The sequence below is a fragment of the Paraburkholderia sp. BR10954 genome (genome assembly GCF_040965775.1).
GTDB classification, from domain to species: Bacteria; Pseudomonadota; Gammaproteobacteria; order Burkholderiales; family Burkholderiaceae; genus Paraburkholderia; species Paraburkholderia youngii.
In genome coordinates this window covers 60,936-78,556 of the sequence record NZ_JBFRCK010000004.1, presented here as the reverse complement: position 1 = coordinate 78,556, position 17,621 = coordinate 60,936, and the positions used below count along the sequence as shown (strand labels likewise).

The 17,621-nt window shown below is 65.2% G+C and carries 17 protein-coding genes and 1 tRNA gene; 7 read left to right on the top strand and 11 right to left on the bottom strand.

The window, feature by feature from the left end; translation table 11 throughout:
• Positions 1-53 precede the first annotated feature (53 nt).
• Positions 54-890 (top strand): undecaprenyl-diphosphate phosphatase, encoded by an 837-nt coding sequence (locus AB4Y34_RS07760; RefSeq protein WP_176381198.1) that lies wholly within the window; start codon positions 54-56, stop codon positions 888-890.
• 69 nt (positions 891-959) lie between these two features.
• Here the strand turns inward: AB4Y34_RS07760 and trmB are convergent, their stop codons facing one another.
• A complete protein-coding gene (trmB, locus tag AB4Y34_RS07755) occupies positions 960-1,766 on the bottom strand; it encodes a tRNA (guanosine(46)-N7)-methyltransferase TrmB (protein ID WP_368715702.1) in 807 nt (268 codons plus the stop codon).
• A gap of 126 nt (positions 1,767-1,892) precedes the next feature.
• Positions 1,893-1,966, bottom strand: a tRNA-Gly gene (locus tag AB4Y34_RS07750).
• 220 nt (positions 1,967-2,186) lie between these two features.
• Here AB4Y34_RS07750 and AB4Y34_RS07745 point away from each other — a divergent pair.
• A complete protein-coding gene (locus AB4Y34_RS07745) occupies positions 2,187-3,899 on the top strand; it encodes a methyl-accepting chemotaxis protein (protein WP_368715701.1) in 1,713 nt (570 codons plus the stop codon).
• 133 nt (positions 3,900-4,032) lie between these two features.
• Here AB4Y34_RS07745 and AB4Y34_RS07740 read toward each other — a convergent pair whose 3' ends face one another.
• The 3 genes from AB4Y34_RS07740 to AB4Y34_RS07730 form a co-directional block, all read right to left on the bottom strand.
• The gene (locus tag AB4Y34_RS07740; RefSeq protein WP_176105291.1) at positions 4,033-4,596 is read right to left on the bottom strand and encodes a YggT family protein; all 564 of its coding nucleotides are present in this window, start codon (positions 4,594-4,596) and stop codon (positions 4,033-4,035) included.
• Positions 4,597-4,753: 157 nt separating this feature from the next.
• Positions 4,754-5,074 carry an EthD family reductase gene (locus AB4Y34_RS07735; protein WP_176381201.1) on the bottom strand — a complete coding sequence of 107 codons (321 nt, stop codon included), beginning with the start codon at positions 5,072-5,074 and terminating at the stop codon, positions 4,754-4,756.
• A gap of 96 nt (positions 5,075-5,170) precedes the next feature.
• On the bottom strand, positions 5,171-6,106 hold the full coding sequence (locus tag AB4Y34_RS07730; RefSeq protein ID WP_368715700.1) for a Rossmann-like and DUF2520 domain-containing protein: 936 nt from the start codon (positions 6,104-6,106) through the stop codon (positions 5,171-5,173).
• Between the two features lie 274 nt (positions 6,107-6,380).
• Here AB4Y34_RS07730 and AB4Y34_RS07725 point away from each other — a divergent pair, with 274 nt between their 5' ends.
• The 3 genes from AB4Y34_RS07725 (at position 6,381) to AB4Y34_RS07715 (ending at position 8,416) form a co-directional block, all read left to right on the top strand.
• Complete coding sequence (locus AB4Y34_RS07725; protein WP_013090236.1) at positions 6,381-6,542, top strand: hypothetical protein; 162 nt, start codon at positions 6,381-6,383, stop codon at positions 6,540-6,542.
• 387 nt (positions 6,543-6,929) lie between these two features.
• Positions 6,930-7,244 carry a hypothetical protein gene (locus AB4Y34_RS07720; RefSeq protein WP_176105294.1) on the top strand — a complete coding sequence of 105 codons (315 nt, stop codon included), beginning with the start codon at positions 6,930-6,932 and terminating at the stop codon, positions 7,242-7,244.
• A 206-nt stretch (positions 7,245-7,450) separates the two neighbouring features.
• Complete coding sequence (locus tag AB4Y34_RS07715) at positions 7,451-8,416, top strand: threo-3-hydroxy-L-aspartate ammonia-lyase (RefSeq protein WP_368715699.1); 966 nt, start codon at positions 7,451-7,453, stop codon at positions 8,414-8,416.
• Positions 8,417-8,489: 73 nt separating this feature from the next.
• Here the strand turns inward: AB4Y34_RS07715 and AB4Y34_RS07710 are convergent, their stop codons facing one another.
• Positions 8,490-9,167 carry a LysE family translocator gene (locus tag AB4Y34_RS07710; RefSeq protein ID WP_176381204.1) on the bottom strand — a complete coding sequence of 226 codons (678 nt, stop codon included), beginning with the start codon at positions 9,165-9,167 and terminating at the stop codon, positions 8,490-8,492.
• A 47-nt stretch (positions 9,168-9,214) separates the two neighbouring features.
• Complete coding sequence (locus tag AB4Y34_RS07705; protein WP_368715698.1) at positions 9,215-10,789, bottom strand: UbiD family decarboxylase; 1,575 nt, start codon at positions 10,787-10,789, stop codon at positions 9,215-9,217.
• Between the two features lie 616 nt (positions 10,790-11,405).
• On the opposite strand from AB4Y34_RS07705, the gene AB4Y34_RS07700 reads away from it, so the two are divergent.
• The gene (locus AB4Y34_RS07700; RefSeq protein WP_368715697.1) at positions 11,406-12,623 is read left to right on the top strand and encodes a transglycosylase SLT domain-containing protein; all 1,218 of its coding nucleotides are present in this window, start codon (positions 11,406-11,408) and stop codon (positions 12,621-12,623) included.
• Between the two features lie 98 nt (positions 12,624-12,721).
• On the opposite strand, the gene AB4Y34_RS07695 is transcribed toward AB4Y34_RS07700, so the two are convergent.
• The 4 genes from AB4Y34_RS07695 to ribBA all read right to left on the bottom strand — a co-directional run bounded on the left by AB4Y34_RS07695 (position 12,722) and on the right by ribBA (position 16,205).
• The gene (locus AB4Y34_RS07695) at positions 12,722-13,918 is read right to left on the bottom strand and encodes a pyridoxal phosphate-dependent aminotransferase (protein WP_368715696.1); all 1,197 of its coding nucleotides are present in this window, start codon (positions 13,916-13,918) and stop codon (positions 12,722-12,724) included.
• Positions 13,919-14,079: 161 nt separating this feature from the next.
• Positions 14,080-14,514 carry a transcription antitermination factor NusB gene (nusB, locus tag AB4Y34_RS07690; RefSeq protein ID WP_176105300.1) on the bottom strand — a complete coding sequence of 145 codons (435 nt, stop codon included), beginning with the start codon at positions 14,512-14,514 and terminating at the stop codon, positions 14,080-14,082.
• The gene (gene ribH / locus AB4Y34_RS07685; protein ID WP_013090228.1) at positions 14,511-15,023 is read right to left on the bottom strand and encodes a 6,7-dimethyl-8-ribityllumazine synthase; all 513 of its coding nucleotides are present in this window, start codon (positions 15,021-15,023) and stop codon (positions 14,511-14,513) included. The genes nusB and ribH overlap by 4 nt, the downstream gene beginning before the upstream one ends.
• Positions 15,024-15,071: 48 nt before the next feature.
• Positions 15,072-16,205: a bifunctional 3,4-dihydroxy-2-butanone-4-phosphate synthase/GTP cyclohydrolase II gene (ribBA, locus tag AB4Y34_RS07680; protein ID WP_176124418.1), complete on the bottom strand. Its 1,134-nt coding sequence runs from the start codon at positions 16,203-16,205 to the stop codon at positions 15,072-15,074.
• Between the two features lie 267 nt (positions 16,206-16,472).
• Between ribBA and AB4Y34_RS07675 the strand changes: the two genes are divergently transcribed.
• Entirely contained in the window at positions 16,473-17,594 is a 1,122-nt protein-coding gene (locus AB4Y34_RS07675) for an enolase C-terminal domain-like protein (protein WP_368715695.1), read from the top strand.
• Positions 17,595-17,621: the final 27 nt, after the last annotated feature.

Genomic DNA, 17,621 nt, shown 5'->3' with positions numbered 1-17,621 from the left:
ATGACCGTGCCGGCCCATTTCGTTGCGACAACCAACTGCGATAAGGGGCACGGATGGACTGGCTACTGGCTTGCAAAGCGCTGATTCTCGGCGTGATCGAGGGTTTGACGGAGTTCCTGCCGGTGTCGAGCACCGGGCATCTGATCGTCGTCGGCAGTCTCATCGATTTCTCCGACGAGCACGCGAAGACCTTCGATGTCGTGATCCAGCTCGGCGCGATTCTCGCGGTGTGCTGGGAGTTTCGCCGTCGCATTGGCAACGTGATCGTGGGTCTGCCGAACCGGCCCGAAGCGCGCCGCTTCGCGCTGAACGTCATCATCGCGACGATTCCGGCGGTCGTGCTGGGCCTGCTGTTCGAAAAGTCGATCAAGGAGGCGCTGTTCGCGCCGGTGCCGGTGGCGTTCGCGCTGGTTGCGGGCGGCGTTGTGATCCTGTGGGCGGAGGCGCGTCAACGTGCGCGCGGCGACGCGGCGGTGCGAGTGCGCAGCATCGACGATCTGAGCCCGCTCGATGCACTGAAAGTCGGCCTCGCGCAGTGCTTCGCGCTGATTCCGGGGACCTCACGCTCGGGCTCGACGATCATCGGCGGCATGCTGTTCGGCATCGAGCGCCGCGCCGCGACCGAGTTTTCCTTCTTTCTCGCGATCCCGATCATCTTCGGCGCGACCGCCTACGAGCTGTACAAGGACTGGAATCTGCTTACCACCGACGCGCTCGGCAGCTTCGCGCTCGGCTTCGCCGCTGCGTTCGTCAGTGCGTTTATTTGCATTCGCTGGCTACTGCGCTACGTCGCGTCGCACGACTTCACGGTGTTCGCGTGGTATCGGATCGGCTTCGGTTTGCTGATCCTGCTGATCGGTTATAGCGGTGGGTTGAGCTGGGCCGATTGAGGCTGGCCGTGCAACGAAAAAAGGTCCGCGAATGCGGACCTTTTTTCGTTGGCTTGCCGTTTCGTCGCGTTATGCGGCGGCGCGCTTGCGGAATACCAGGTCCCACACGCCGTGGCCGAGCCGCAGGCCGCGCCGCTCGAACTTCGTCACCGGACGATAGTCGGGCCGCGGTGCGTAGGTGTTGGCGGTGTTTTCGAGCAGCGGATCGGCGCCGAGCACTTCGAGCATCTGTTCGGCGTAGTTCTGCCAGTCGGTCGCGCAATGCAGATACGCACCCGGCTTCAGACGCGACACGAGCAGCGCGACGAACTTCGGCTGGATCAGCCGGCGTTTGTGGTGGCGCGCCTTGTGCCACGGATCGGGGAAGAAGATGTGCACGCCGTCCAGGCTGTCGGGCGCGATCATGTGCTCGAGCACTTCGACCGCGTCGTGCTGGATGATGCGGATGTTCGTCAGCGACTGCTCGCCGATCAGCTTCAGCAGCGCGCCGACGCCGGGCTCGTGGACTTCGACGCCGAGGAAGTCGTCGCCGGGACGCTGCGCGGCGATCTCCGCGGTGGTGGCGCCCATGCCGAAGCCGATCTCCAGCACGCGCGGCGCTTCGCGGCCGAACACGCCGGTCCAGTCGGGCTGCTGCGGCGTGTAGGGCACGACGAAGCGCGGGCCGAACTCATCGAGCGCGCGGCGCTGGCCGGTCGACACGCGACCCGCGCGCGTGACGAAGCTGCGGATGCGGCGGTGATGAAGCGTGTCTGCCGGCGTCGCACTGGGCGTGCCGTCGAAGTCGTTCGTCTCGTCGCGGGTGGACTGGTCTGCTGCGCTCGTGGGAGTCGGGGAGTCGTCCGGGAGACCGGAGTCGTTTGGATCGTGGATCATCGTCGATGCTGCTGCAAGGGTGAGGGCTGCGCGGCTTGCGCGCTGTGCCGGGCCGTTGCCACTACAAAAAAGCCGCCTTCAGGGAGGCGGCTCTTGCTTGCTTCCGCTGAATGCTCAGCAGGAAAGTGGAGCGGGCGATGGGAATCGAACCCACGGCTCTAGCTTGGGAAGCTAGGGTATTACCATTATACGACGCCCGCGGAGCTCGCAATTTTACAGGCTTTTGGGCGGTTTGGGCAGGGGTATGGTTCGCGCGAACAGCCCGCCCGCCTGTTCGCGTTGACGGCCAGAACAGCGCGCGTCTTCAGATGGCGTCTGCGCCTGCCGTTAACCCGAGTGCTGCCCAACACCGTGCGCTTGCACACCCGCAAGCCGGCACGCCCCCGGCGCTCCCCATCCTGTTCAAGAGACTTTCCCAAGATGCAGTGGTTTTCCAATCTGAAACTGAGCCACAGGCTTGTCGGCTCGTTGATGCTGTGCGCGTTCGTGACGGCCATCGTCGGCACGGTCGGTGTGCTGAAGGTGCGCGAAGTCGCGACAATGCAAACCGAAATGTACGACCGCGAATTCGTGCCGGTGCGCGACGACGGCACCGCCGCATGGCAGGCGGCCTCGCACTTCCGCCGCCTCTATTCGTACATCCTGAATCCGGAGCCGGCGGGTCGCGCCGATACGGTGCGCCTGAATCACGGCGGTGAAGCGGCGATCCTGGCGGCGTTCGACTACGAGCGCAAGCACGCGACCACCGACGCGCAAAAGCAATTGCTGAGCGACTTCGACGCCGCCTATCCGGCCTATATGAGCTCGGTCGCGAAGGTGATGGCGCTGGCCGACCAGGGCGATCAGACCGGCGCGCTCGCCGAGCTCAAATCGACCACCGACCCGCTGCACGTCAAGCTGCGCACATTGATGATCAAGCTGTCGGACGTGCGGGATGAGTTGGCCAGACAGCGCGTCGCGAACGGCGTCGGCATGGTTCGCTCGGTGACTTGGTGGATCGCGAGCTGCGCGCTCGTCGGCGTCGCGATTGCGATCGGCTTGGGGCTGCTGGTGACGCGGGCGGTCGTGCGGCAGATCGGCGGCGAACCGGCCGAAGTCGCCAAGGTCGTGGAGCAGATCGCGGGCGGCGACTTGAGCCAGCGCCTGCACACCGGCGCGGCCGACGAGCGCAGCATCCTGTGCGCGGTCGCGCACATGCAGGAGCGTCTCGCGTCGACGATCGGCTCGATCCGCGAAAGCGCCGAGTCGGTCAGCATCGCTTCGCAGCAGATCGCGAGCGGCAACATCGATCTGTCCGCTCGCACCGAAGAGCAGGCCGCTTCGCTCGAACAGACCGCGGCGAGCATGTCGGAGTTGACGCAGACCGTCGGCCGCAACAGCGACAACGCACGAAACGCGAGCGCGCTCGCGACTCAGGCCGCACAGGTCGTCAACACCGGCAACACGGCGGTCGAGGGCATGGTGCGCACGATCGGCGAGATCAGCGGCAGCTCGACGAAGATCTCGGAGATTACCGGCGTGATCGAAGGCATCGCGTTCCAGACCAATATTCTTGCGTTGAACGCGGCGGTCGAGGCGGCGCGCGCGGGCGAGCAGGGGCGCGGTTTCGCGGTGGTCGCGAGCGAGGTGCGTAACCTCGCGCAGCGCTCGGCCAGCGCGGCGAAGGAGATCAAGGAGATGATCACGACGTCGGTCGCGATCATCGAGGGCGGCACGCAGCAGGCGGCCGAAGTCAGCACGACGATGGCCGATATCAAGGACGCGATTCATCGCGTGTCGAATATCGTCGACGAGATCGCGACGGCCTCCGAAGAGCAGAACCGCAGCATTCACCAGGTCGGCCAGGCCGTCACGCAGATGGACGAGACCACGCAGCAGAACGCGGCCCTCGTCGAACAGGCCGCGGCGGCTGCGCAATCGCTCGAAGCGCAGGCGCGCAAGATGAAGCAGACGGTGTCGGTGTTCCGGACGGCGGAGAGCCGTGCCTTTGCGGCGGCCTTGCCGGCGCCCACTCGAGCGTCGGCGCGCGTGCGTGTCGACCAGCCGGCGTTGCCTCAGGCCGCGGCGGCTGTGCCTGCGCGCGAGCGCGTGGCGGCGGCCGAGGCAGCACAGAGTGACTGGAGCACGTTCTGATCCACGGCTCGCGACCGAGCCTGGCGATCCGGAAATGACCGCCTGAGGGCGGTCGAAGCCGCCACTACGATCAGCAGACAAGAAAACGCCGCCTCATGCAGTCGCAAGCGGCGGCGTCTCGAGCGCGATCAGCTCAGATCACAAAATAAGTCAGCTGAACCGCCGCGCGCGTGACGACCATCTGCAGCACCTGCACGATCACGAACAGCAGGATCGGCGACAGATCGATACCGCCGAATTTCGGCAGCACGCGGCGCAGCGGATTCAGAAACGGCGCCGTCAGCTGATAGAGAATCGGCATCGCCGGCGAGCGCGGATTGAGCCACGACAGCAGCGCCATCAGGATCGTCATCCAGATGACCAGATTGAGCGCCCACTTGATCGCGGTCAGCACCGCGACGATCAGCAGCGTCGGCACGAGCGTCAGCGGATCGGCGCCGGTCATCACGATCATCAGGACGACGTAGATAATCGCGGCGATCAGCGTCGCGGCCACGCTCGCCCAGTCGATCCTGCGCGTGCTCGGCAGAATGTGCCGCAGCGGCAGCACGATCCAGTTGGTCGCCTGCAGCACGGCGTTCGAGACCGGGTTGTACGGCGGCAGGCGCACGACCTGCAGCCACGCGCGTAACAGCAGCGCGGCGCCGAACAGCGTGAAAATGGTATTGAGCAGAAAACGGGCGATATCGCCAAACATCTCGGGTCCTTATGCTTCTGATAACGGCCACCGGCGGGCCGCGGGCTGCCGGCGTCGCAAGATCGGTGCGCGCCGGCGGTTTTCTGGATTTACCTGGTTAGCCAACCGGAGGTTCGACGCCATTGCGCACCGCCTGCCGGTGGTTGTCTGTCCGGCATCACACCGAAGTCCGGACCTCGCTGATCAGGATCGTGCCATTGCCGCCGTCCGTGTAGTTCGGGATATCCGCCAATAGTTGCTCGGACGCGGCATTGAACACTTCATAAAAATCGTCCGCGCTGTCGAACAGGAAGTGGCCCGCGGCCACGTAAGGAGGCGGCGTGCCGGGCGGCCCGGCGTTCAGGCCCGCGTCGACCGACCAGCCTTTCAGCGCCGGCCCGAACAGCTTCGCCGCGAGCGGCATATGGGTCGCGCAGTAGTAGTCCATGTCGAAGCGGCCATTTTCCCGGTACGGGTAGAGGATGCTGACCTTGATCATTGTGCGTTCTCGTCTGTTGATCCCGCGGCGCGGCGCGGGTCGTCGCGTGGTTCGCATCTGCTTCGCCCGGCGCGCCGGACGTCACATTATCACGGCTTACTTGACGCTTGCACCTGCTGTCGCCTGATTCAGCGAGCGGCCCAGCGATTCTTCCACAGCTTCGGAGATCGCTTCAATCGTCGCGGGCGGCGCGGTACGCCGTCGCGCGAGGTTGACCGCGCGGCGCGTCAGCAGACCGTAGAGCGCGGCATGGTCGCCGTCGAAGCTTTCGAGCAGCGCCAGCTGCTTCTCGACGACACCCGTGTCGCCACGCGATACCGGCCCCGCGAGCGCGTTCGGCAGGCCCTTGTCGCGCGCCGTTTCGATCGTGCCGGCGAGCATCGGCAGAAGCGCGCGCAGCGCATCGTCCTCGGCGAAGCCGAGCGTGCGCCACAACGCGACACATTCGGCGAGGCTGCAAAGCGCAAAGCTCGCCGCGTAGTGCGCGGCGGCGTGATACAGCATGCGGCCGCCCGGCGGAATCGACAGCGGATGGCAGCGCAGCGCGAGCGCGAGCGCGGTCAGTGTCTCCTTCAGTTCGCCGTCGGCTTCGATCGTCACCGAACAGCCGGCGATCCGCTCGAGATCGGCGAGCTCGCCGCTAAATAGATACAGCGGATGAAAGCCGCCGATCGCCGCGCCCTGATCGCGCGCCGGCGCCAGCAATTCGACCGGCGACGCGCCGCTGCAGTGCACGAGCGCCTTGCCGGGGTGGCTTGCCGCATCGCCGCCAAAGCGGAGTGTGTGCGCTGTCGTACCGATGCTGTCGTCGGGAACGGCTAAAAAAACGATATCGGCGGCGTCGACGACTTGTTGCGGGTCGTCAGAGGCCGTGCAGTGTGCGAACTGGGCTGCGAGCCGGCGCGCGGAATCGGCCGAGCGGCTCGCCACCGCGATGACCGGGTAGCCGGCGCGCGCGAACGCGAGCGCGAGACAGCGCGCAAGCCGCCCCGCGCCGATGAAGCCGACGCGCGGCAAGGAAGACTGGGACATGGTCACCTGCTCCAGACGGATCGTGTGAACGGGAAAGCAGCAGTATCTCGCATCCGCAAAGCGCGGGCGCGATCCTGCCCCTTGCGCGGCTCGACAGCTGTCGTCGGATGAGTTTGCGGGCGATATGGCGCCACCGGTCGGTCATCGGGCGGCGCGACGCCCACGGGTGTGAAAACTGCTCACAATCGTAGTGACAGGAACAGTGGTCGATGAGCCGGTTTTGACGGTCGTATTTTCGTACTTCGTTCGTAGTCAGAAAATCGGGAGGGTAGCGATGAGTATTTTTTCTTACCGAAAACACTTGCGGTTCCTGACGCACGCCCAGCGCCGGCGCTGGTGGGATCAGAAAAAGCGCCTGACGCCGCGCGTGCGGATCAGCGGCGCATACGTGCCGCCCAATGTGTCCCGCGAATTCGTGTACGTGAAGGTCGGCTAGTCGCGCGGTCTTCGCAGGTGAGAAAGTGCCCGGCTCGAGCCATTGAGCCGGGCATTTTTTATTGGGAAATTCCTCCTGTCTGTCAGGATTGAAGCGAATTTGTAATTAAAGTTTACCGATGCGCGAACTCTAGCCCCTCGCGTTCGATCAGACCTATGAGCCGCGGCCCGTCGCTCGCGGGCAACGCCTTGATTCACGGCTCCTTTGGCTGTCGCCGCGGCGGCGCGTGGGCGCGCACGTGCGGCGCCCGGCAAAACGCTTCGACTTGCCCTTGCAATTTGCAACAAATGCGAACAGTTCGGCCGGGGCTTTTTAGATACATTGTTTCCACAGCATGCGAGGCATGCGCAGTCGGCGACCTTGGCAGGCCGCGCTAGGAGAATAGAAGTGAAAAAGATCGTTCCATTCGTCGTTGCAGCCGCACTCGGCTTGGGACTTGCCGGCGCTGCTGAGGCAGGTGTTTCCGTTGGTATCGGCCTTGGGGTGCCGATCGCGCCGGCCTATCCGGTGTACGCGGCGCCGCCGCCCGTCTATTACGCGCCGCCGCCTCCGCCGGTGTATGCGCCGCCGGTTGTCGTCGCCCCGGCTCCAGTGGTGGTCGGAGGCTATTACGGCTATGGCCATCCTTATTATCGTGGCTACTACCACGGCTACCGTGGCTACTATCGCGGCTGGTACGGGCACCCGTACTATCGTCATTAAGAAGCGCGGGCGCGCGTGACGCGCGCGGGAACCTCGACGGCGTAACACCGGCTTGTGCCGGGTTACGCCGCTTCTATTTGTATCGCTGGTTTTGCTTTCCGCCGTGTTTCCTCGCAGGTGTCGCGCGCTCGCGCGAGCACCGTTCCAAAGCATGGATGAAGCTGGGAGAATGGCTGCTTCGCCACCGCTCCAGGAGAGTTTCGCCGATGCAAGCGCTTCCCGCTCCCACCTTCGATGACGTCCTCGACGCCGCCACGCGTCTCGAAGGCGTCGCGCACCGCACCCCCGTTCTGACGTCGAGCACGTTCGACGAGCGCACCGGCGCGTCGGTGTTCTTCAAGTGCGAAAACTTCCAGCGCATGGGCGCGTTCAAGTTCCGCGGCGCGTACAACGCGATTTCGCATTTCGACGCGGAGCAGCGCAAGGCCGGAGTGCTGACCTATTCGTCGGGCAATCACGCGCAGGCCATCGCGCTGTCGGCGCGACTCGCCGGCATTCACGCGACGATCGTGATGCCGCACGACGCGCCCGAGGCCAAGGTCGCCGCGACCAAAGGCTACGGCGGCGAAGTGATCACGTACGATCGCTACAAGGAAAATCGCGAGGAAATCGGCCGGCGCCTGGCCGAGGAGCGCGGCATGACGTTGATTCCGCCGTACGATCATCCGCACGTGATTGCCGGGCAGGGCACCACGGTCAAGGAGCTGATCGACGAAACCGGCCCGCTCGACATGTTATTCGTGTGCCTTGGCGGCGGCGGATTGATCAGCGGCAGCGCGTTGTCGGCTGCTGCGCTGAGTCCGGCTTGCACGGTGATCGGCATCGAGCCCGAAGCGGGCAACGACGCCCAGCAGTCGCTCGCGCGCGGCGAGATCGTGCATATCGATACCCCGCGCACGATCGCCGATGGCGCGGCCTCGACGCATCTGGGCCACTACACGTTCGCGGTCATCCGTCGGCTGGTCGCGCGAATTGAAACGGTCAGCGATGCGCAACTGATCGAGACGATGCGCTTTTTCGCGCAGCGCATGAAGATCGTCGTGGAACCGACCGGTTGCCTCGCGGCGGCGGCGGTGCTGAATGGCATCGTGCCGGTGAAGGGCAAGCGCGTCGGCGTGGTGGTGAGCGGCGGCAACGTCGATTTGCCGAAGCTCGCGCAGTACCTCGCATGAGCGACTCACGTCGAGTCGCATGAAGAAAATACGGCTCGCCGATGCGAGCCGTATTTTTGTTCGTGAAGCCGCTTCAGCTTGCCACTTGTGCAGTGCTCTGTACGATCAGGTCGTGATACCCGTTGACGATCACGCTGTACGAGAAATATGCGAACAGCAGCGCTGACAGAACGTGACACGCCCGCAGCAGACCGGCGCCCGCGCGCTTGCGTCCGTGGCTGCCGAGCCCGCAGATAAACAGCGTCCAGCACAGGCCGCCGAGAAAGAAGCCGCCGAGGAAGATCAGCGCGGTGGTCGGGCTCGTTGCGCCGGCTTTCGCGATCAGCGCGCCCCCGACCGCCGCGAACCACAGGATCGCCGAAGGCGACGACACCGCCAGCAGCACGCCGCGCAGGAAGCCGCGCCATGGCGACTGATGCGCAGTAGCGTCGCCTTCGCCGGCAACAGCGGGTGCCGTGGCCGGGAACATCGCTTCACGCGCCATCTTCCAGGTGAGAAACAGCAGGATCGCCGCGCCGCCGATCCACACGACCCAGCGGACCGATTCGAACTGCAGCAGCGCAGCCATGCCCGCGAGCGCGAGCGCCGCGTAAATGAGATCGCCGACGCACGAGCCGAGGCCGAGCCAGAAGCCCGGCCGGAAGCCGTGCGACAGCGTCAGCGAAATGATCGCGACGTTGACGAGACCGATATCGAGGCATAGCGACAAGGACAGAAAAAAGCCGTCCGACATCATTGAAAAAGCGTGCATCCGCGCGAGCGCTCCATCCGTTATTAGTTGTGTTGTCTGGCGCGCGTTTACAGACCGAGGCCCAACTCGTTCCACAAGCTGTCGATACGCTGCTTGACCGCCTCGTCCATCACGATCGGGCGGCCCCATTCGCGGTCGGTTTCGCCCGGCCACTTGTTGGTCGCGTCGAGCCCCATCTTCGAGCCGAGGCCGGCTACCGGCGACGCGAAATCGAGATAGTCGATCGGCGTGCGGTCGACGAGCACCGTGTCGCGCGTCGGGTCCACTCGCGTGGTGATCGCCCAGATCACTTCGTTCCAGTCGCGGATATTGACGTCCCCATCGACGACGACGATGAACTTCGTATACATGAACTGCCGCAGGAAGCTCCACACCCCGAACATCACCCGCTTCGCATGGCCGGGGTAGCTCTTCTTCATCTGCACGATCGCCATGCGGTAGCTGCAGCCTTCGGGCGGCAAATAAAAGTCGGTGATCTCGGTGAACTGCTTCTGCAGCAGCGGCACGAACACTTCGTTCAGCGCGACGCCGAGGACCGCGGGCTCGTCGGGCGGTTTGCCGGTGTAGGTGGAGTGATAGATCGCGTCGCGGCGCATCGTGATCCGCTCGACGGTGAAGACCGGGAACCACTCCTGTTCGTTGTAGTAGCCGGTGTGATCGCCATACGGGCCTTCGAGCGCGTGTTCGTACATGGCCGACGCACCCTTCGACGGACGCGGCGGCGCGCCGGCCGGAGCGGACGAGGGCGCGCCTTCCTGCGGATAGATGAAGCCTTCGAGCACGATCTCGGCGCGCGCGGGCACTTGCAGACCGTCGACGCCCGGCGTGATGCATTTCGCGAGCTCGGTGCGCCCGCCGCGCAGCAGGCCGGCGAACTGGTATTCGGACAGCGTGTCGGGCACCGGCGTGACCGCGCCGAGGGTCGTCGCCGGGTCCGCGCCGAGCACGACGGCCACCGGATACGGCTTGCCTGGATTTTTCAGCGCGAACTCGCGGAAATCGAGCGCGCCGCCGCGATGCGCGAGCCAGCGCATGATCAGTTTGTTACGCCCGATCAGTTGCTGGCGATAGATACCCAGGTTTTGTCGGCTCTTGTTCGGCCCTTTCGTGACGGTCAGACCCCAGGTGATCAGCGGCCCGGCGTCACCGGGCCAGCACGTCTGGATGGGCAATTTGCCGAGGTCGACGTCGTTGCCTTCCCAAACGATTTCCTGGCAGGGCGGCGCGCTGACCGTCTTCGGCGCCATGTCCCACACGGCCTTAGCTAGCGACAGCAGCTTGCCGGCGTCCTTCAGACCTTTGGGCGCTTCCGGTTCCTTCAGCGCGGAGAGTAGCCGGCCGACGTCGCGCAGCGATTCGAGCGCCGCCTGGTCGCCCGCGCCCGCTTCGGCATCGATGCCCATGCCGAGCGCGACGCGGCGCGGCGTGCCGAACAGATTGCCGAGCACCGGGAACGCGTGCCGCTCGGTGTTCTCGAACAGCAGAGCCGGACCGCCCGCGCGCAGTACACGGTCGCACAGTTCGGTCATTTCGAGATTCGGCGACACCTTTTGCGAAATTCGGCGCAATTCACCGATCGCCTCGAGGCGGCCGATGAAATCGCGCAAGTCTTTGTATTTCATCTGTGACGGGTTCAGGGCCGCATGCACGGCGCATAGGACTGAGGGCGCAGCAGGACCGACGGTGGTATCTGCGTGGCGCAAAAAAACGATTGTCGATTTTACCTGCGTTAGGCAGCGCACGTAATCAACCAAATGGTCAATCCCGAAAAGCCAGGGCCGGATCGCCTAAAACGCACATAGAACAGGGCTTCCGGCGGACTGAACACTGTTTATAATTACAAATAGTTATAGATATTGCATTCTATAGTGTTGACGATCTATAAAACCGTGCATAGAATCCGTCCACATTGGTTGCAGGGCGTTAACCTTTTTACCGTCGCCCCCGGTCCTCAGACGCAACGCGTCACCGTTTTACTTCCCTGCAGGGTAGAACGGCATTATTGAAGTCCCTCACCAGCGTCCACCAACGCTGGTTTTTCGCGTGGGAGCCAGGCCCGTACACATTGAGTATGTGTGGGCTGTTTTTGAGATGGCTCCCCGAAACGGTATTTGTTGCCGTTTTCCCGACGTCGCTGCTGCCCAACCAGAGAGCACGCGACGTCTTGACTCTGCGAGCGCGCTGTACCGCCTGATTTGACCCGGCGGGTTCGCGGATCATGCAAGATGGGAGATCTGAATGAACGCCTGGTTATCGTGGCGTCCTGATGAGCGTATTGCGCAGGTTGTGCGCGGTGCGCTGCGCCGCGGGACGCGACTGAGTCATCACCTGTTCAGCATTGTCGGCGGGATCGCCGTGGTGCTGGCTCTTGCACTGTGGCTGATGCCGACCTGGCGCGGCGTGTTGGCTGCGCGTCTGATGCCGGTCATTTCCGCCGCCGTGCAAGCGGGTCCCGCCCGCCTGCTGCAAGGCAACCCGCTGCCGGCCATCGGACCGCTCAGAAACGCCGGTGCATCCTCCGACGAATCGCTGTCGGCAAATTCTCCGACAGCGCCGAACACGCCGAGCCCCGCCGATGGGTCGAGCGACGGCAGCATGACCCTGACCTCGGCGACCACCAGCTTCGACGGCGCGTTCGACAACGCTGCCACGCAGGGCACCAGCACCGTCGCGCTCAATGGCCTCGATCCGCGCACGATGCAGGGCGTCAGCGCGCTCGCGCGTCTAATTCCGCAGCAACGCGTGTCCGCCGATGCGCGCGACGACCGTGTGCTCGTGTCGAGCCACGAGCAGGACCTGGTCGCGTCGTACCTTGCGCGGCGCTATCGCGTCGCGCAGGAACCCGTCAGCGAGCTCGTGAGGGCCGCGTTCGACACCGGCCGCGAAGTCGGCCTCGATCCGCTGCTGCTGCTCTCAGTGATGGCGATCGAATCGGGCTTCAATCCCTACGCCGAGAGCGGCGTCGGCGCACAGGGCCTGATGCAGGTTATGTCGAAGGTGCATTCGGACAAATTCCTGTATTTCGGCGGCCAGAGCGCTGCACTCGAACCGCTCGCGAACATCAAGGTCGGTGCGCTCGTGCTGAAGGATTGCATCGCGCGCGGCGGCTCGCTGCCGGGCGGCCTGCGTCTGTACGTCGGCTCGAGCACGTCGGACGACGGTGGCTACGGCGCGAAGGTGATGGCCGAGCGCGGTCGTCTGCGCGATGTCGCACGCGGCCGCAAGGTGCCGGTAAATGCGCCGCAAGCTCCGGTGCTGAGCGCGTCGACGACGCCGGCGCCAGCCGCCTCGACGAGCGGCGGCAACGGCAAGCGCGTCCAGGTGACATTGCAGGGCGGCCACGCGCTGAGCTCGGAGACTCCGGCGGCGCACTCGCAGCCGGCCGATCAGCAGGACGACGCCAGCGCCAATTCGGCAACGCGCCATGTGGCGTCGGCGTCGGAGCTGGGGGCTTGAGTTAGACGTTTGCCAGCCGCATGAATAGAAAAGGACACCCCGTCGGTGTCCTTTTTTTTCGTCTGGCAGGCCGATCGCCGCCGGCTCGGTGCCTCAGATCAATGCCGCCCGAACAGCTTCGCCAGCCGCTCGACAGCCTCTTCGAGCTTCGGATACGCGGTCGCATACGAAAGCCGGATGTAATCCCTCGGCGCGTGCGTGCCGAAGTCCATGCCCGGCACCAGCACGACGCCGGCATCGTGCAGCATCGCCTTCGTGAGCGCCGCGCTGTCGCCGGCCGCGGGATGCGCGACATCGCGGCAGTCGGCGTACACGTAGAACGCGCCGTCGGGCATTACGGGCACCGAGAAGCCGAGCGATTCAAGCGCCGGCGCGATGAAGTCGCGGCGTCGCTTGAATTCGAGGCGCCGCGCTTCGTAGATCGCGATCGTCTCCGGCTCGAAGCAGGCGAGCGCCGCGTGCTGCGCGAGCGCCGACGCGCAGATGAACAGGTTTTGCGCGAGCTTTTCGAACGCGCTGACCATCGCGGGCGGCACGACGAGCCAGCCGAGTCGCCAGCCGGTCATGTTGAAGTACTTCGAGAAGCTGTTGACAGTGACCACGTCGTCGCCGAACGACAGCGCCGACACGGGCTTCGCGTCGTAGCTGAGGCCCTGGTAAATCTCGTCGACGATCGTGAAGCCGCCGCGCGCGCGCACGGCCTTGACGATCCGCTCGAGTTCGGCCGGCTCGATCGACGTGCCGGTCGGATTCGACGGCGACGCGAGCAGCACGCCGCGGGTGCGCTCGCCCCACAGGCGTTCGACGTCGGCGGCGGTCAGCTGGAAGCGCTCTGCCGGCCCGCTCGGCACCATTACAGGCCTGCCTTCGGCGGCGATCACGAAATGGCGGTTGCACGGATAGCACGGGTCGGGCATCAGCACTTCGTCGTCGCGATCGACGAGCGCCGCGCACGCGAGCAGCAGCGCTGCCGACGCGCCCGCCGTGACCACGATCCGCGCCGGATCGACGTCGATGCCGTAGAACTCGGCGTAATGCGCGGAAATCGCGTCGCGCAGCTCGTGCACGCCGAGCGCGTTCGTGTATTGCGTGACGCCGCGGCGCAGCGCGCTCGCGGCCGCCTCGATGACCGGTTCGGGCGCGGTGAAATCCGGCTCGCCGATGCCCATGTGAATGATGTCGCGCCCGGCTCGTTCGAGCATCGCGGCCTCTTTGGCCAGTTCCATCACGTAGAAAGGCTGGATGGCATCGACGCGCGCGGCAAGCCGCACGAGAGGTTCGGTCACGGAGTTCATACGGTCAGATCCAATTCAGAAGCAGGGAACGGCGCCCACTCATCGAATGATGCGCTCATCGATGCGCACGGCGGCGTCCTTGCGGGCGCTCGCGGTGCTTCGCCCTGTGCAATGCGGCGTGGCGGGAGCCGATGCACGGCATGGCCCCGCCCGCGCAGCGCTCAGCTCTTACGAGCCGCCTGCGTTTCGGCGGCGCGCAGTTGCGCCGAGAGCTTGTCGAGCACGCCGTTCACGTACTTGTAGCCATCCGAGCCGCCGAACGTCTTGGTCAGCTCGACCGCTTCGTTGATGACCACGCGATACGGAATGTCGACGTGATTCTTCAGTTCGAACGCGGCGACCAGCAGCACCGCGCGTTCGACCGGCGACAGCTGATCGATCGGACGATCGAGGCATGGCGCGATCGCGGCGGACAATTCCTCGGAATCGCGCATCACGCCATGCAGGATTGCGTCCAGATGCTCATGGTCGGCCTTGTCGTAACCTTGCGCGCCGCGCAGTTGCGCGTCGATCTCACCGCCGGGCGAGCCCGACAGCAGCCACTGGTAAAGCCCCTGCGTGGCCAGTTCGCGGGAGCGTCGGCGTGCGCTCTTCATGCCTCTTCCTCATCGTCTTCGTCTTCATCTTCGTCGTCATCGCCGCCGAGCTGTTCGAGCGCAACCGCGAGGTTCGCCATCTCCACAGCCACGCGCGCGGCGTCGCGACCCTTCTCGGTCATGCGCGCGACGGCCTGCTCGTCGTTCTCGGTGGTCAGCACCGCGTTCGCGACCGGAATGCCGAAGTCGAGGCCGATGCGCGTGATGCCCGCGCCGCTTTCGTTCGACACGAGTTCGAAGTGGTACGTCTCGCCGCGGATCACCGCGCCGAGCGCGATCAGCGCGTCGAATTGCGCGCTTTCAGCGAGCTTTTGCAGCGCAAGCGGGATTTCCAGCGCGCCCGGCACCGTGACGAGCAGCACGTCTTCGCCGGTCACGCCGAGGCGTTCGAGTTCTTCGATGCAGGAGTCGGCGAGGCCGTTGCAGACGGGTTCGTTAAAGCGCGCCTGGACGATGCCGATGCGCAGTCCGTCGCCGTCGAGATTCGGTTGATATTGTCCGATTTCCATGTGAATTCCGTAGTGTTTGAGTGGGCGCGAGGCGCGTGAGTGGCCGGATCAGACTTGCGGGGCTTGCGTTTTGCTGCCGGGCATCGGAATGAAGCCCGTGACTTCGAGACCATAACCCGACATGCTGCCGAGCTTACGAGGGTTCGACAGCACCTGCATCTTGCCGACGCCGAGTTCGCGCAGAATCTGCGCGCCGACGCCGTAGGTCTTGAAGTCGACCGGGCGGCGCTTCAGCGCGTCCGCTTTTTCCTTCGAGTCGAACGCCTTGAAGACGTCGATCAGATGGTCTTTCGAGTCGCCGCAGTTCAGCAGCACGACCACGCCGAGATCGCGTTCCGCGATTTCTTTCATCGCCGCATCGAGCGTCCACGAGTGCGTGGATTCGCCGACTTCGAGCAGATCCAGCACCGACAGCGGCTCGTGCACGCGCACCGGCGTGTCGCGATCGGGTGACGGCGTGCCGCGCACCAGCGCGATATGCGGCTGGCCGCTCGGCTGGTCGAGATACATGACCGCGCGGAACGAACCATGCGCCGTTTGCATCGTGCGTTCGCAAATACGCTCGACGATCGATTCCGTGCGGCTGCGATAGTGGATCAGATCGGCGATCGTGCCGATCTTCAGGCCGTGCTCCTTGCCGAACTCGAGCAGGTCCGGCAGACGCGCCATCGTGCCGTCGTCCTTGATCACTTCGCAGATCACCGCGGCCGGTGTGAGGCCCGCGAGCCTCGTAAAGTCGCAGCCGGCCTCGGTATGGCCGGCGCGCACCAGCACGCCGCCCGGCTGGGCCATGATCGGGAAGATATGCCCCGGCTGCACGATGTGTTCGGCCTTTGCGTCCGGCGCGACCGCGGCGGCGATCGTGCGGGCGCGGTCGGCTGCCGAGATGCCGGTCGTCACGCCTTCGGCCGCTTCGATGCTGACGGTGAACGCGGTGCCGTACTGCGTGCCGTTGCGGTAGGTCATCAGCGGCAGGTTCAGCTGTTTGCAGCGGTCCTGGGTCAGCGTCAGGCAGATCAGGCCGCGGCCGTAGCGAGCCATGAAATTGATCGCTTCCGGAGTGACAAACTCGGCGGCGATCACGAGGTCGCCCTCGTTTTCGCGGTCTTCTTCGTCGACGAGGATCACCATCCGGCCGGCTTTCAGTTCGGCGATGATCTCTTGGGTGGAGGCGAGCGTCATGTTGGCGAGTTTTTCGGGAAAGCGCGTATTTTACGCCACGCGCGGGCCCAAGTCGCCTCCGCCAGACGACATAGGCGGTTTGGCCGATTGACGAAGAGCGGGGCGTGGTTGCCATCGCGGCCCGCTTTACGGACTGCAATAGTGCGGAACGGTACTTGCGGCGCGGCAGGCAGCTTCGTCTCACTTCCACCCGGAGACTGCAATGTCGGGGACCGTCGGCTATTGCATCACTGCAAGGCGTCACGCGCACGTCCAAAGAGCGCGGCCATGAGGCGCGGCGTCACGAGCGGGGGCTCGTCGCAGGCGCCCGTCACCACGCTGCGCGCAAGCGCGTACCGGATTCCGACCGACGCGCCGGAAGCCGACGGCACGTTCGCGTGGGACGCGACCACGCTGGTCGTGGTCGAGGTCGACGCGGGCGGCGACACCGGCATCGGCTACACATACAGCGACGCCTGCATCGTCGCACTGATTCAGGGCGCGCTCGCCGCTTGCGTCCTGAATCACGACGGCCTGGACGTCGGCGCGCATTGGCAACGGCTACAACGTCAGGTGCGCAATCTCGGCCGCGCGGGACTGGCCGCCACCGCCATTTCCGCGATCGACTGCGCGCTGTGGGACCTGAAGGCGAAGCTGCTAGGCGCGCCGCTCGTCTGCGTGCTCGGCGCGCTGCGCCCGACCGTGCCGGTCTACGGCAGCGGCGGCTTCACCACGTACACGAACCAGCGCTTGCAGCAGCAGTTCGCTGGCTGGGTCGCGCAGGACGGCTGCCGGTGGGTCAAGATGAAAATCGGCAGCGAGCCCGACAAGGACCCGGTGCGCGTCGCGGCGGCGCGCGAGGCGATCGGCGGCGCGGGCCTGTTCGTCGACGCGAACGGCGCGTTCACGCCGCAGCGGGCGCTGTACTACGCGCAACGCTTCGCCGAGCACCAGGTGAGCTGGTTCGAGGAGCCCGTGTCGTCGGACGACGAAGCGGGCCTGCGCACCGTGCGCGAGCACGTGCCGGCCGGCATGGAGATCGCCGCTGGCGAATACGGCTACACGCTCGACGATTTCCGCCACCTGCTCGCAACCGGTGCCGTCGACGTGCTGCAGGCCGACGCGAGCCGTTGCGGCGGCATCACCGGCTTTCTGCAGGCCGCCGCGCTGTGCGACGCATATCACGTGCCGCTGTCCGCCCACTGCGCGCCGGCGCTGCATCTGCACGTCGCGTGCGCGGCGCCGCGCTTGCGACATCAGGAGTGGTTCCACGACCACGCCCGGATCGAAGCGATGCTGTTCGACGGCGCGCCGCGTTTGCGCGATGGCCAGATGGAGCCGGATCTGTCGCGGCCCGGTTGCGGGCTCGAGTTCAAGCATGGCGACGCCGCGCGCTACCTCATCAAATAAAGCAGGCCAGAACAAGGAAGCGATATC